Annotated in this window: 11 protein-coding genes and 1 pseudogene; 1 reads left to right on the forward strand and 11 read right to left on the reverse strand. The window is 41.9% G+C overall.

The genetic code is table 11. From position 1 onward, the window contains the following. Positions 1 to 11 precede the first annotated feature (11 nt). The 5 genes and pseudogenes from BM294_RS03250 to BM294_RS03275 form a co-directional block, all read right to left on the reverse strand. Complete coding sequence (locus BM294_RS03250; protein WP_175494474.1) at positions 12 to 1682, reverse strand: amidohydrolase; 1671 nt, start codon at positions 1680 to 1682, stop codon at positions 12 to 14. An 85-nt stretch (positions 1683 to 1767) separates the two neighbouring features. After that, positions 1768 to 3495: pseudogene (locus BM294_RS16200) on the reverse strand (carboxylesterase/lipase family protein). Positions 3496 to 3875: 380 nt separating this feature from the next. Continuing rightward, positions 3876 to 6374, reverse strand: coding sequence for a bifunctional diguanylate cyclase/phosphodiesterase (locus BM294_RS03265; RefSeq protein WP_091204872.1), 2499 nt, complete (start codon positions 6372 to 6374; stop codon positions 3876 to 3878). 126 nt (positions 6375 to 6500) lie between these two features. Continuing rightward, positions 6501 to 7673, reverse strand: a complete 1173-nt coding sequence (locus tag BM294_RS03270) for an iron-containing alcohol dehydrogenase (protein ID WP_091204875.1) — start codon at positions 7671 to 7673, stop codon at positions 6501 to 6503. Between the two features lie 207 nt (positions 7674 to 7880). Continuing rightward, the gene (locus BM294_RS03275) at positions 7881 to 8642 is read right to left on the reverse strand and encodes an alpha/beta hydrolase family protein (RefSeq protein WP_091204876.1); all 762 of its coding nucleotides are present in this window, start codon (positions 8640 to 8642) and stop codon (positions 7881 to 7883) included. A 236-nt stretch (positions 8643 to 8878) separates the two neighbouring features. Here BM294_RS03275 and BM294_RS03280 point away from each other — a divergent pair, with 236 nt between their 5' ends. Next, positions 8879 to 9262 (forward strand): VOC family protein, encoded by a 384-nt coding sequence (locus BM294_RS03280; protein ID WP_242944403.1) that lies wholly within the window; start codon positions 8879 to 8881, stop codon positions 9260 to 9262. A gap of 228 nt (positions 9263 to 9490) precedes the next feature. On the opposite strand, the gene queF is transcribed toward BM294_RS03280, so the two are convergent. The 6 genes from queF to BM294_RS03310 form a co-directional block, all read right to left on the reverse strand. After that, positions 9491 to 9973 (reverse strand): preQ(1) synthase, encoded by a 483-nt coding sequence (gene queF / locus BM294_RS03285; protein WP_091204878.1) that lies wholly within the window; start codon positions 9971 to 9973, stop codon positions 9491 to 9493. 54 nt (positions 9974 to 10027) lie between these two features. Further along, positions 10028 to 10711: a 7-cyano-7-deazaguanine synthase QueC gene (queC, locus tag BM294_RS03290; RefSeq protein ID WP_091204880.1), complete on the reverse strand. Its 684-nt coding sequence runs from the start codon at positions 10709 to 10711 to the stop codon at positions 10028 to 10030. A 367-nt stretch (positions 10712 to 11078) separates the two neighbouring features. Then, on the reverse strand, positions 11079 to 11651 hold the full coding sequence (gene folE, locus BM294_RS03295) for a GTP cyclohydrolase I (protein ID WP_091204881.1): 573 nt from the start codon (positions 11649 to 11651) through the stop codon (positions 11079 to 11081). Beyond that, entirely contained in the window at positions 11652 to 12305 is a 654-nt protein-coding gene (gene queE, locus BM294_RS03300) for a putative 7-carboxy-7-deazaguanine synthase QueE (protein WP_091204883.1), read from the reverse strand. It lies immediately after the preceding gene. Position 12306: 1 nt separating this feature from the next. Continuing rightward, positions 12307 to 12726 (reverse strand): 6-carboxytetrahydropterin synthase QueD, encoded by a 420-nt coding sequence (gene queD, locus BM294_RS03305; protein WP_091204884.1) that lies wholly within the window; start codon positions 12724 to 12726, stop codon positions 12307 to 12309. 246 nt (positions 12727 to 12972) lie between these two features. After that, the gene (locus BM294_RS03310) at positions 12973 to 14022 is read right to left on the reverse strand and encodes an aldose epimerase family protein (protein WP_175494476.1); all 1050 of its coding nucleotides are present in this window, start codon (positions 14020 to 14022) and stop codon (positions 12973 to 12975) included. Positions 14023 to 14071 lie beyond the last annotated feature (49 nt).

A 14071-nucleotide genomic window follows, 5' to 3' on the forward strand; every position in this document is an offset into this window, starting at 1 on the left:
TCCTCGTATTGTTAATTTACTTTCTTTCCCGCAAAATACACATCCGTCGGTTTGTTATAGCTGAAGCCCTCATGCTTGGCAGTAAGCAGGTCAGTATCAAAAATAAGGAAATCAGCATCCTTACCCTTTTCAATAGAGCCCTTGCTGTCTTCTATACCAAGCTGCTTTGCTCCGTTTATCGTATATCCGAGTATCATTTCTTCTATACTCATTTGCTCATCGGCGGAAGGATTTGCTCTGACGGTCCAGTCTGTTTCGGCGGCTCTGGTCTTCTCGTTTATCCACCTTGTCATGCCGACCTCCATGCCAAGGTATGGACTCCAGTTGTTAAAATCACCATAGTGGATATCGTCGCTGGACCATGTAACATTGGCACCGGTCTTCCAGACCGACTTACAGCGGTACATCTTACCCGCACGCTCCTCGCCAAGCAGCTTACACCATGTCTTATAAGGATCTCCGCCCATGTTTCCCGCATGCCACCAAGGCGTATAATTGGCGTTAACACCTAACTTTGCGAAACGGTCAATATCCGCGTCATCCTGAATCTCAAGATGTGCACAGGTGACTTTCACATGGTACTTATCCCCAAGCTCCTTCTTAGCCATCTCCACACCGTCAAGTACATTACGGGATGCGCCCTCACCTACAGTGTGCAGGTGCAGGTCAAGTCCTGCCTCATTAAGCTGAATAAGAAGCTCTGCGATCTGATCCTTATTGAAAGCAGCCGTTCCCTTGTCCCCGGTATCTTCATAAGGTGTCACAAGTGCTGCCGTTTCAATCTTTAAGGTACCGTCATTGAAAATCTTTAAGGTATGCACCTTAAGGTGTTTCGTATTAAATTCACTGTTAAAGCTCTTAAGCTTTTTTATCGCCTCCGGCACCTGGCGGGGCTGTGTGATCACATAGCAGCCGTCTATATAAACGGGAAGCTCTCCTTCCTCATCAAATTTTTTTAATCGTCTGTAAACCCTCTCATGAAAATCATTGCATTCCGGAATACCGGCATCAAAGACACCCACGACCCCTGCATTGACAGAAAAATCGAACCAACGCTTTAAGGCGGCATCTATCTGTTCATCTGTCAGTTTTTCCGCACCATCGATCAGAAAGCGGGTTTCCGCAGCCGCTTCAAATATATTTCCTGTTATATGTCCATCCTTACGCACATAGTAACTAAGTCCCGGCACGGGATCGATGATATCATCCGTAATGCCATGACGCTTAAGAAGCTTTGAATTTGCCCATATGCTGTGTGCCTCACCCTCTAAGATCATGATCTCACTGTCGGCACAGACAGCATCAAGATCTTCCTTTGTAATCTCTTCACCGTGCAGAAAAACACGCTCCAGAAGGAAATTGTAGCTCTCCTTGCCCGGATTGTTCTTAATATGATCAGCAATAAAGCCAAGGGCTTCCTTTTTGCTGTCACACACGATATACTCGCCCATATCCTTATACTCAAATCCGACGGGCATGGTAACATGGACATGGCTGTCGATGATTCCCGGCATTATGAATTTCCCGTCAAGATCCGTCACCTCGCCCTCATAATCCGAAAGACCGGCATCATTGCCGACATAAACAAATTTGCCATCCTTTACCGCAAGGGCTGTAGCCCGCAGAGTTTTCGTGTTCGATGTAAAGATTTTTGCGTTTCTTATGATTATGTCTGCCTTCATAGGGCCTCCTTTCATTAAGCCAAACCTGATATTAAAAACGATGGGTTACGTATGTTGGAAATAGCCGTGTAGGCTACACGCCGCATTAGCAGACTCTCTTGGATGAGCCGTTTCCAAGGCGCTCTGCCCAGGACATCATCAGGTCCTCACGCCTTCCGAATATATCCTTCTGCATGCCGATGTCATCATCGAAGACCATCGTCTGACGGTCGTCTCCAGAGAACTTCTTCCACTCGTATTTATCGGTGGATGGGTTACCTGTCCGTGCGAAATTGGTCCACATCTCCTTTATGACATGGCGGAACTCGCAATCCTCGGCACTTACGATCTCTCCGCTCCCCATAGGATCCGTTGATGGAGTGTCGAACAGATACGGGAGCTCGGCCGCATGCATCACGCCAAGGTAGGGCGTTGTCACCGGTTTCTTGATAAAATACATATATGTATTGCCGCCGGCGGCAGAATGCCTTATGGCTATATTTGTGTTGCCGGCGCGGAAGTTGATGTCATTACAGTATTGCTCCAGCCTGCTTAATTCGCTCTCGTTTGCCAGTGTATTCATGAACTCGTCGTACATGACCTTCTCCTGATCGTTAAGCATCGCGCGATCCCTCTTCGCAATCCAACTCAGCGTATTCGCAAAGGCTTCTTCGCCGCCCTCAAGCGGAAGGAAGTATCTGATTTCGTCCTGGTTAGACCCAATCAGCAAATCGATCTTGGACCGCTTCTCGTCTCCCCACATCTCGTACATGACCGCTCGATCTTCGGGCAGGGTGATGCCATCGAGAAGCGGGAAGTTGGCAGCTCCCAAAAGGCAGTTCCCATCAATGGCAGCTGCTTTCAGATAGGCATCTATAATCTCCTCGGTGGTGAGTTCCATCAGTTCGTCCATGGTCTGACAACCCGTTACACTAAGGAAGCTCTGTGTTACATGAATGCCGTGTTCCATCGTGTCGCAGTAGGCGATGTTGGCGCTTTGTGCGATGCATCTCTTGAAGAGTCCCTCACTTCCTTCGATTAGCGGGAGGAATGTGACGCTTGCTGAACCTGCTGACTCGCCGAAAATCGTCACGTTGTCCGGATCTCCATTGAACCCGGATATGTTTTTCTGTATCCACCTGAGGGATTCAAGCTGGTCAAGAAGGCCAAGATTTCAAGCCTCCTTGAAGTTCTCTCCTCCAGGAACCCGCTCGAAGTTCATAAAACCTAAGAAGCCGAGGCGGTAATCAATCGATACGAACAGGATGTCTGGGCACTGTTTGGCGATGTTGGAAAGGTCGTAGAGGGGTGCCGCCTGGGATTCGGCGCAGAACCCGCCGCCGTGAATCCATACCATGACCGGCTTCTTGATATCAGCACAGTCAGTATTGTTATATATGTTAAGAACCAGGCAGTCTTCGCCGAACTCCGCCGTTCCCTCCGAATCGTTCTTGAGTCCAATGGGAATGTGGCCGGGCTTTGTTGCATCGTACACGCCGTCATCGTCTGCGGCAGGAAGTGCCTTCTTCCAACGAAGATTTCCTACCGGTTGAGTTGCGTAAGGGATGCCCTTCCAGATGATCAGCCCATCTGTCTCCTTGCCGACGAAGGTGCCATTGTTGCATTTGACTGCCAATGACTGATTATCCTGATTATCTCCGCTCAAAGCGCTTGTAGTCGGGGTAGCTTCTTTCTGTGTTCTGCTCTCCTCAGAATCAGTTTCGGTCTCCGTTGCCGGAAAAGTTATTTCGGGCACTGATAATTGAGAACTGCAGCATACCAGATTTAGTACTATAAAACCAATGCTTATCAATGCTATAAGTTTCTTTTTCATATATCGTCTCCTTTCCTTTTCAATTTATCGACAACTATTTATTAATAGTTAAGTTCTTGATGATGCAGACAGGGGCAAGATGTATTGCTACACCTGCCCTAAGAATTGCCATGAATTCTGCGTTAATTGAAAAGGTAAATGCTTAATTGTAAGACTTAATGCATACATGAGCGTTTACCATTGCAAAACTAAGACTAAAAAAAGATGTGGCTAATAACCACATCCTTTATCAACCCTATATAAATAAGCAGTTTTCTATAGCTTTAAGGTTCCTCTTCATATTCTTTATTGAAACTAGCCTGAACAAGAAGCACAATCCATAATAAAACCAATAGACTATGTTCTATCAGCGTTCTGATAGATATTTTTTATTTCGTATATCACAAAACCTTGAAATCAATAGCTTCGTCAGGATCTAATGGTTTCGAGAAGTAATAACCCTGTATGATATCGGCGTTTAACTCCACAAGCTTATTATATTGCCATTCGTGTTCAACACCTTCTATAGATATTATTTTGCCCATATCATGAACCAGCAATATAACATCTTTGATAAAATCTTCCTTTCCTTCGATAAGGAATGTATCTACCAGAGATTTATCAAGCTTGACATCGTCTACAGGCACATAGGTAAGGTATGCCAATGAAGAATATCCGGTTCCGAAATCATCAAGCAAAAGTTTTATTCCCATTATGGCGAATCGTTTAAACAATTCCTCTGTTCTGGGTGACTCCTCCACAAGAAGGCTTTCTGTTATCTCTATCTGAATATATTCTGACGGAATATCATAGTGATTTAACAAGGACTGAAGGTAGTCACAGTAGCCTGTATCATTTATCTGTCTGCTTGAGAAATTTATAGAAACAGGATAAATCTTTTTTCCGCTGTTTCTCCAGCTTGCCTGTTGAGCTATAACAAGTCTTGTGATGAGACGTCCAAGCCTCGTAGTCCATCCGCTTTTTTCTACTACAGGAATGAATGCACCCGGACCGTAATCTGAATATTTAAGTCTGACAAGTGCCTCATAGCCGGCGAGCTCTTTGGTTTTGGCATTTACCTTAGGCTGATACTTTATATAGAAACCGTCTGTTTCAAACGCTTCCAGGAATGCTGCCTTGATCTTTGACTCTTCAGTGAGTTTGTTCTTCATGTCATCGGCATAGATAAATACCATATTTTTGCCACGGACCTTGGCTTCGTACATTGCAATCTCAGCATTAATCACATGCTGATCCGGTGCTGTGACACCGTCCGAATTGGAAATACCTATACTTGCAGACATAACAACATTGACAGTCTCAGTGCAGAAAGGTTTATCAAACAAAGATGCCAGTCCTTTTACGATCATATCCTTTTCGTCAAGCCAGTGACCTTTCAAAAGCAGCAAAAATTCATCTCCGCCGTAACGTCCAATAGACATATGCGCTTTATATGCATATTGTTTGATTTCTTCGGATATTTTTTGGAGTATTTTATCTCCGGTGTCGTGCCCGTAGTTTTCGTTGATATCTTTAAAACCGTCTATATCTACCATGACAACGGAATATTTGTCATCCAGAGACAGATTATCATTCAGGTAATCAACTATGGTTCGCCTGTTATACAGACCCAGCAAGTCATCATACTTTGCCTGATAAATGATCTTTTTCTGGGAATCAAGAATCTCTGCTTTGGATGCAATAAGTGCTTTGATTTGGGCTTTTTCCTTGATAAGAGTTGCCGCCAAAGCAGCTATACAGGAAATGAGTGCTACAGTCATAAGTACTGCCAACGGAAGCATCCTTCTGTAAAGCTCAAATACACTGACTGGTTTGTTTACATAGCGTGTATCTTCAGGTAGCAAATTTTCCTTAATGCCATATTTCTTTAAAATCGGATAACTGTATTCTGTTATTGGAGGAGTATCAAAAGATAGTTTATATGAAGAAATGTCTGAACCGTTATTTAATACTTCTACAATTATCTCAGCGGCACTTCTGGTTTGAGCGGTAAAATCCATATATGTTCCACCCAAAACACCATAGTCTCGTCCGCCCGAATAATTTCTGAAAACAGGAACATCTGTATTATTCACAATCATGCAGGTGGTTTCGTGCATGGAATGTCTTACATCATTGCGGTCGTCATAACAGTTCATGTAAAACAGTATTGTATTTGAAGATAATGCCTTTAATTGGTTTATCAGTTCTTCTTTTGAGCATGTGGAAGTATTGATATCTCTAAAGGTATAATCTGTATATTTATCCGCAAAGGAATAGAAATGTTGCATATCTTCCATTCCTGTTGTGGTTTCGTCATGGATAGACACAAGTATTTTTCTGTCAGGGAGAGCTTTCATTGCAGACATCAATGTCTTATGGAAATAATCAACTTCGTAAAATCCGGTTATATCAGGCTGTTTTTGAGCATGATTTGCCAGCTCAAGATTATTGATTCCGAAGAATACTATAGGAAGTCCTTTAAAGAACTCTTCCTGATGATCAAGAACGAAAGTCAGCGCATCATCATCCCCTACAAGAACGGCTTCATAATTATTGATTTTTTTGAAATATCTTTTTTTGAAGAATTCGTAAAAATCACGGATGTCTTCTTCTGTGTGGTAATATTTGGCATCCATGAATGTTGCATCAAATTCTATTCCGTTAGAGAACAATACCTCTTCGAGTCCTCTTATCTGGTCACGATACGTAAAATATAGCGGGTCATAGGAAGAAAGGAACAGAACCTTGTGATCAACCATCTTAGGTCTTTCGATAGGTGAGTGATTTTCTTTTTGAAAATGATATGAAAACACAAAAAGAGACGCAATGAAGCATGAAATTCCCATTGCCACAAAAAAATATCGGATTATATTAAGGAAGTGGTCTCTTTTTTTCATAAAGTAATATCATTGTTTTGATAGAATCCGAATACATAAAAACAGTGTAAGTACAAGAGAAAATACTCCCGTACTTACACTATATCGAACAAAAATCAAAGTAGTATAAGAATTTATATGAAGGAATTACAGTGCTGCCCTGTAAATTTTCTCAATATCCGCGGCTGAAAGCGGTCTGATACGTGAAAGCTTTACAGTATCCTGCATGGTGGCATCCAGTGAAAGTTCTCGTATATCTTCATCAGTTGGATTGACTCCGAGTTCTTTGAGACTTACAGGCATACCGATAGACTTAAAGAAGTTTTCGGTTTTCTCTATTCCTGCAATAGCAGCCTTTTCATCGTCAGTTTCTGAAATCCCCCATACCTTTCTTGCAAATCCTGCAAAACGCGGTACAGCATCCATATAAAGAGTTCTTGCCCATGAACCCCATACAGCAGAAAGTGAAGCGCCATGAGTGACATCATACTTTGCTGACAATGCATGACCTATCTTATGAACTGAGAAATCCTTTCCTCTTCCACATTCAGTCAGATTATTGTGAGAAAGGCTTGAAGCCCAGAAAATCTCTGACATTGCATCATAGTCAGCAGGATTCGCAACCACGATAGCACCGTTCTTTATAACTGTACGGAGCAGACCTTCTGCGATTTCATCTGTCATATCGGCCTTGATATCAGGTATGAAATATCTTTCCATAGTATGCATCATGATATCCGTAACGCCTGCGGCAACCTGATTCTTTGGAAGTGTTGCAGCAAGGGCGGGATTCATAACTGCGAAATGACATCTGTTGAAGTCTGTATTGATTCCTGCTTTTTTACCGAGTTCTTCATTGGTCAGAACAGCGGAATCACTCATTTCACTGCCGGCGGCTGCTATAGTGAGAACCGCACCTACAGGAAGTGACTTTTCAAGAGGTACCTTTCTTGTCCATATATCCCAGAGTTTTTCGTTTGGATTGGCAGTTCCGTGAGCGATAGCCTTGGCTGTATCTATAGCACTTCCGCCACCAACGGCTATGACCATGTCAGCTCCGGCAGATATAGCTTCCGCAACTCCGGCTTCTGCATGAGCAAGTGTGGGATTCGGCTTTGCACCACCAAAATCATGATATGCCACTCCAGCTTCATCCAGTGACTTTTTAACTCTGTCCAGTAAGCCACTCTTTACAACACTGCCTTTTCCAAATACAAGAAGAGCCTTTTTTCCGTAATGCTTAGCTACTTCACCGGTTTTTGATTCGGCATCTTTTCCGAAAACAACTTCTGTGGGTGTGTAAAACTTAAAATCATTCATCTTCTTATCTCCTTTTTAATGTATTTCCTGAATGATATGTGGAACAAAATCTGACAGCAATACAAATCCGCACGGATCCATAAGTTCAGTTGTATATTCAGCTCGCATAGAAACCTCTGGTGTGAATTTTAGTGTAATATCAGGACGTGGGTGTCAAATGTATTGCCACTCACTGATGTTGATTTTAGTATAAAAGATATTTTCAAATCAATCCTCGGGAGCAAAAAACTCCTGAATTTTTTGAATGGCAAAGTCCATGTATTTTGGATTTGAAAAAGGATGATCCGCATTTTCTACTTTAATAAGTTCGATTACATTATTCTCGGAAAACTCTTCTGCTACAGTTAGCGGAGCCATTTCATCCTTAGTTCCGTGGATCATGATGATGTCATCCGCATAATCCATATAGTCATAGGAGCTTACGTCATTATCATGAAGATCCTGCAGAAATTCCTTTGAAATCTTTATCTTTCTGTCATAGCCACGAAGTATCTCTTTTCCTTTATTAAGAATCGTCCAGTCATCATCTGTGATGTGGGCTGTCATCGAATCATACATCCTGATGGCAGGGCATCTGAAGGCAATTTTCTTAAAAGGATTACCGTATTCATGAAGATAACGAAGAGTTACATACGCTCCAAAGCTTGAAGAATAATTGTAAATATCCTCTGCATGTAACTCATTTTTTATATGTTCTGTTACAAGTTTCATATACAGGAGACACTCTTCCGGTATCAGCTTGTTACGTGCATCTTTTCCGTGGCATGGCCAATCAAAGCAGACAACTCCGTAACCCTTGTATTTGGTGGTTATGCGTTCTGCAAATTTTTCTATAGCTTTATTGTCCTTGTTTCCGCCGAATCCGTAGGTTGCAAGAACTATATGTTTTAAGTCATGTGGATCCTTATCAAAGTAAATTTTGCAGCGAATGCTGAGACTCTGTTCATTAATGTCAAAGTATTTTTCCATTGGTTCTACTCATCTTTCATTCTAAAAAACATTAATTCCTTATCAAAAATCGAGGGGATTATAGCACATTTTTGTATGATTTGCGATTAATGGATTTGCAAATGGAATTATATAGTGGTAAACTAGTTTACATCGTTGGCCTTTTGGTGCTGTTTCAATGTGTGAAACAGCACGGTTTCAAACGTTAAATGAATCTTTAAAGGATAAAATAATATCAATACTTAGGAGGTCTGATTATGGCAGATGAAATGTCAATGGATTTTGATGCAGTTAAGGAACTTGGACTTTGTGTTCTTCATGTAGGTATCAATGCTGATGGCGAGGAAGATGCATTACGAATCGCTAATGAGTTTCAGACACTTATGGGATTTCTTCCACGTGTAGGCAACAGTTCTATATTTTCATCGGATCTCATTGAGATCATGAAGAAAGACGGCCCGGGAGAAAAGGGACATATCGCTATCGGAACTCATGATGTTGCAAAGGCAGCAGCATTCTTTGAGAAGAGAGGTATGGGACTCAAGAAGGAAACAGCCAAGTATAATGAAGATGGAAGCATGATGTTCATCTATCTTGACAAGATGATCGCAGGCTTCGCTATCCACCTTAAGCAGTATTGATATAAAAGGCATTAACATAAAAAAACTCTGAAGTAAGACCTTATCAAGGGGGCTTGCTTCAGAGTTTTTTATTTTATGTCGACATTAGACACTCATATCAGAGAATTATATCCGCAAAATGTTTAGACATTAAACCATGAGCCGACCGATAAACGTCGCTGCTTTTAGCGGCGTTTGGATTGTATGTGCATCATCCTTATGAGTCAGAATTATTGACATACGTCATGTTTATCGGTTGTCTATCTTTTCCGGATACATATCATGCTGAGTAAGTCTGTCCCAGGCAACCTTTTCCCATGAAGTCCCCTTCTTTCCGTAATTGCAGTACGGATCAATTGAAAGACCGCCTCTTGGTAGGAACTTTCCCCAAACCTCTATGTATTTGGGATCCATAAGTTTGATAAGGTCCTTCATGATGACATTTACAACGTCCTCATGGAAATCTCCGTGGTTTCTGAAGGAGAAAAGATACAGCTTCAGGCTCTTGCTTTCAACCATCTTCTGATCCGGAACATACGAAATATAGATGGTTGCAAAGTCAGGCTGACCTGTGATTGGACATAAAGATGTGAATTCAGGACAATTAAATTTGACGAAATAGTCATTATCAGGATGCTTGTTAATGAAACTTTCAAGCACTGACGGGTCATACTCATATTTATATTTTACGTTCTGGTTACCAAGAAGTGTAAGATCTTCGTTCTCTCTCATATTCTCTCCGTTCGTTTATAGCAATTTGATATCGGCAACATTTAAATGATTCTGTTATGCCAGTGCCGGGTCTTCTACTCCGTTTGCAGCAAATGCAGCTGCTCTGTCAATGCATGTTCCGCACTTTCCGCATGGCTCATCGCCACCTTCATAGCATGACCAGGTAAGCTCGTAAGGTACCTTCAGTGAAAGTCCCAGCTTTACAACTTCAGCTTTATTAATGTTAACAAATGGCGCTTCTATCTTAAGCTGATGTCCTGAACCTTCCCAGATAGCCTTATTCATGGCTTCATTGAACTCCGGTGAACAGTCCGGATATGCAAAACCGGCAGAGTCATCGGCATGCGCACCGTAATATATGATGCTGCAGCCTTTACTGAGAGCAATACTTGCAGCAGTTGACAGGAAGAGACCGTTTCTGAATGGTACATAGGTACTTACAGGAGTTTCTCCTTCAGTTTCCCTGATCTGTTCCGCATATGATGATTCGGGAATATCATCAGTTGAATGTTTCAGCAGTGAGCAGTTGCTGTACTGAAATATAGTGCTGAGATCAAGGAAAAGCTGCTCAACTCCGTAGAATTTTGCTACAGCTTCAGCTGCTTCGATCTCTTTTGAGTGTTTCTGTCCGTATGAAACGGAAAGGGTGATGACATTATCCTTTCCGTATTTATCTACAGCAAGGCCAAGTGCTGTGGTTGAATCAACACCGCCGCTGGAAAGAACCATTACTTTCATTTTAACTCCAATTCTAATACAATGCTTGTATTGTATAAGTGTTCAGCAGCACAACTGCCTTCGATTTTTAATCGAAGGAGCCACGCGGCTTTGAGCGCTTCAAAGGAATCTGTAAGGATTCCTGCTCTATGCACACAAATGTGTGCAATGTTCATCATCGGTGAGTGGCAAATACTTTTGACACTCACGTTATATGTTAAAGGGATGTAAATCTTTATAGGGTCATATCCTGTCTGACAGTGGCCTAAGGACGCTTATACGACCCGTGAGTGCATAATGCGGGAAGAACACGACTTTTCAATGAAACGGTGCTCCAAACGTCGCATAGCACGAAACGGTCCGATATCGACTTTTGGCCCTTGCATCATCATTTAATATAGAATTGAAGACTTGCATCAGTCTTGAATCTTCCGCGCAGCTCGGCGGAAAATGTCTTTGTATTTGTCTTCTTGATTCCCCTTGCAGTTACACAGCTGTGGTAGCCTTCGATGGTTACCGCAACATCTTCGCTGCCGGTTATTTCGCAGATTATGTCAGCGATGTCTTTACCGATCTTTTCCTGAAGCTGAAGGCGTCTCCCCACCATATCACAGACTCTGGCGATCTTGGAAAGGCCGATAACTCTCCCCTTAGGCAGATATGCCACATTGACCTTCATATCGTACATAAGGGCAAGATGGTGCTCGCAGTATGAGAAAATGTCTATATCCTTCATGACAACCACACGGTCTGTATCGATAGATTCATCCATCTCTGCTTCAAATGTCTTGCCAAACATCTCTGCTATCTCATGATTGGAATAGTTCATGCCTTCAAAAACTTCTTCATACATTTCGGCAACACGTTTAGGTGTATCCTTAAGACCCTCTCTTTCGGGATCATCACCTAAAGCAATGAGGATACCTCTGATATGCTCTTCTATGGCTTTCTTATCTATCATTTAAACACCTCTTTTGTCAGGATCCCAGATAACTTTATGCATCTGTATCTGTAATCTCACTTCATTCATGTTGTGCTGTATCATGTAATCAACGATTTCCGAAGGCTCGATGCTTCCGAAAACAGGACTGATATATGTATGACATTTTCTGCAGAGATCGTAGGTTTCTATGATGCTTCTTGCCTTATCGAGATCCTCGATGCTTCCGGATACAAATTTCACTGTATCCTGTTCCTCCAGAAGACTGAAGTTTTCGATCAGCATGGACTTTTCACAACGGCTTCCCGGAAGTTTGTAATCCATAGTGAATACAGGTCTTTTTTCTGTAATAAAAGGTTTGAGATCTATGCTGCCGTTGGTTTCTATCTCAACCCGGTTTCCATTATCGAGAAGAAGCTCTATGAGTTCTGACACCTGATCCTGAAGCAATGGCTCACCACCTGTAAGAGTTACATTTGTAACTCCGGTTTCACGAACATAGTTAAGTATCTCTTCCGGCGACATCTCTGTGTATGGGCAGTTCTTTTCATTTGCCCACATGGTGTCACAGTAGCTGCACGAAAGATTACAGCCTTTGAATCTGATAAACACTGCAAGCTCGCCGGCTCTGGTGCTTTCTCCGTTAATGCTTACAAATTTTTCTACAACCTTCATCTTATCCCTCATAACATGCGCAGTTTGTCGGAGTTTCATATACTTCTACTCTGTGAACAGTAAAACCTTTATCAGACAGGGTTTCATAGAAATATTTTGAGAAGCACTCGGCTGTAGGTCTGAAGGGAACCTCATTAAGTCTGAAATGCTCATCTGTAAGCGCAGCAATGGTCGCTTCTTTCAATGAATCCTTTTCGTATATCAGGCTGTGATCGAAGAAATCACACATGTCCTTTACAGCCTTTTTGAGATCAGAGAAATCTATAAGCATACCTCGTGTCTGGGTATCTTCACTTAATTTGTCACCTTTTATTTCAACTACGACTCTCCATCTGTGTCCGTGAATGTTTCTGCATTTTCCTTCGTAGTCCTTTAAAAAATGTGCAGCATCAAAGCTTGCTTCTGATTTCAAATAAAACATGTATTTACTCCGTATCTATATGTAGATTTTTTAGTCTTTAGCCTATCGGTGATTTTTAGATAAAAAAAAGCTCTGCAAACGCAGAGCTACAAAATCAAAATGATATGATGATGTAAGGGTCAAAAGAATCATAATGTGTAGTCCTGGTTTTGTTTAGCGACAGGAAGGTACAAATGAACTGTCGTATTTAATTGCCTGCACATCGTATCACCTAAAAAACGATTAGTCAATCCGTTTAACCTGTTTTCAGGAAAAATGATAGACTGTTCTGCTTCTTGTGACATCATTCTTTTTTGCCAGAGGCTGTTCAAAGGTTGGAATATTGATGGCATTCGGGAAATACTGGCTTTCCAGACAGACACCGCCACGGTGCGGGATCACCTCACCTGTGTGTCCGGAAACATCACCCTTCAGGAAGTTTCCTGTATACACCTGAAGTCCGGGAAGCGAAGTATATACTTCCATTTTACGTCCTGTATCCTCAGAAGAAAGTTCTGCAGCAAAATATACATTAAGCTTTTCGGAAGAATACTTTTCGCTTAAATTATTTCTATTCAATACGTAATTATGATCATATCCTCCGGTATATTTAAGCTCATCGAAATCAGAATCAATACGTTTACCGATTCTGCAGCAACTTCTGAAATCCATCGGAGTACCCTCAACAGGGCAGATTGTTCCGTCCGGAATAGACTCTTTTCCTCCCGGAGTAAAGCAGTCTGCATCAACTCGTAACTTTTCTGAAAGAATTGTTGTATCGTTTCCAAGATGAAAATAGGAATGGTTTGTAGGATTGAAAATAGTATCTTCATTACACTTGCACATATAATCGATGATCAACGCATTGTCCGGGGTTACCGTATAAGTAACACCAAGCTGCATCTCTCCCGGGAAACCCATATCTCCGTCAGGACTTGTGATAATGAAAGTAACACTGTTATCTGTCAGTTCGCTTACTGCCCATTCACGGAAACAAAGACAGTTTTTACCGCTGTGAAGATTATTGTTGCCATCATTTTTCTCAAGTTCATAAGTTTTTCCGTTTAATGTAAAACGCGCTCCGCCGATTCGGTTTCCCACACGTGCCACACAGGCACCAAGATAATAGGGATTTGTTTCATACAAAGAAGTATCTTCATAGCCAAGTGTAAGGTGACGCTCCTTTTCTCCTTCATTAAAAACAATGTCTTCTACAGTTGCTCCAAGGCTTAACAGGCTGACAGTTATGCCTGAACCCTTAAGGATTATCTTTTCTGTCTTCCGGCCGGAAGACAGTACGATTTTTTCTTTTTGCATATGCATACTCCTATAAATAAGGATTCGTCCTTATAATGGACGAATCCTG

The organism is Oribacterium sp. WCC10 (assembly GCF_900113415.1).
Lineage (GTDB): Bacteria > Bacillota > Clostridia > Lachnospirales > Lachnospiraceae > Oribacterium.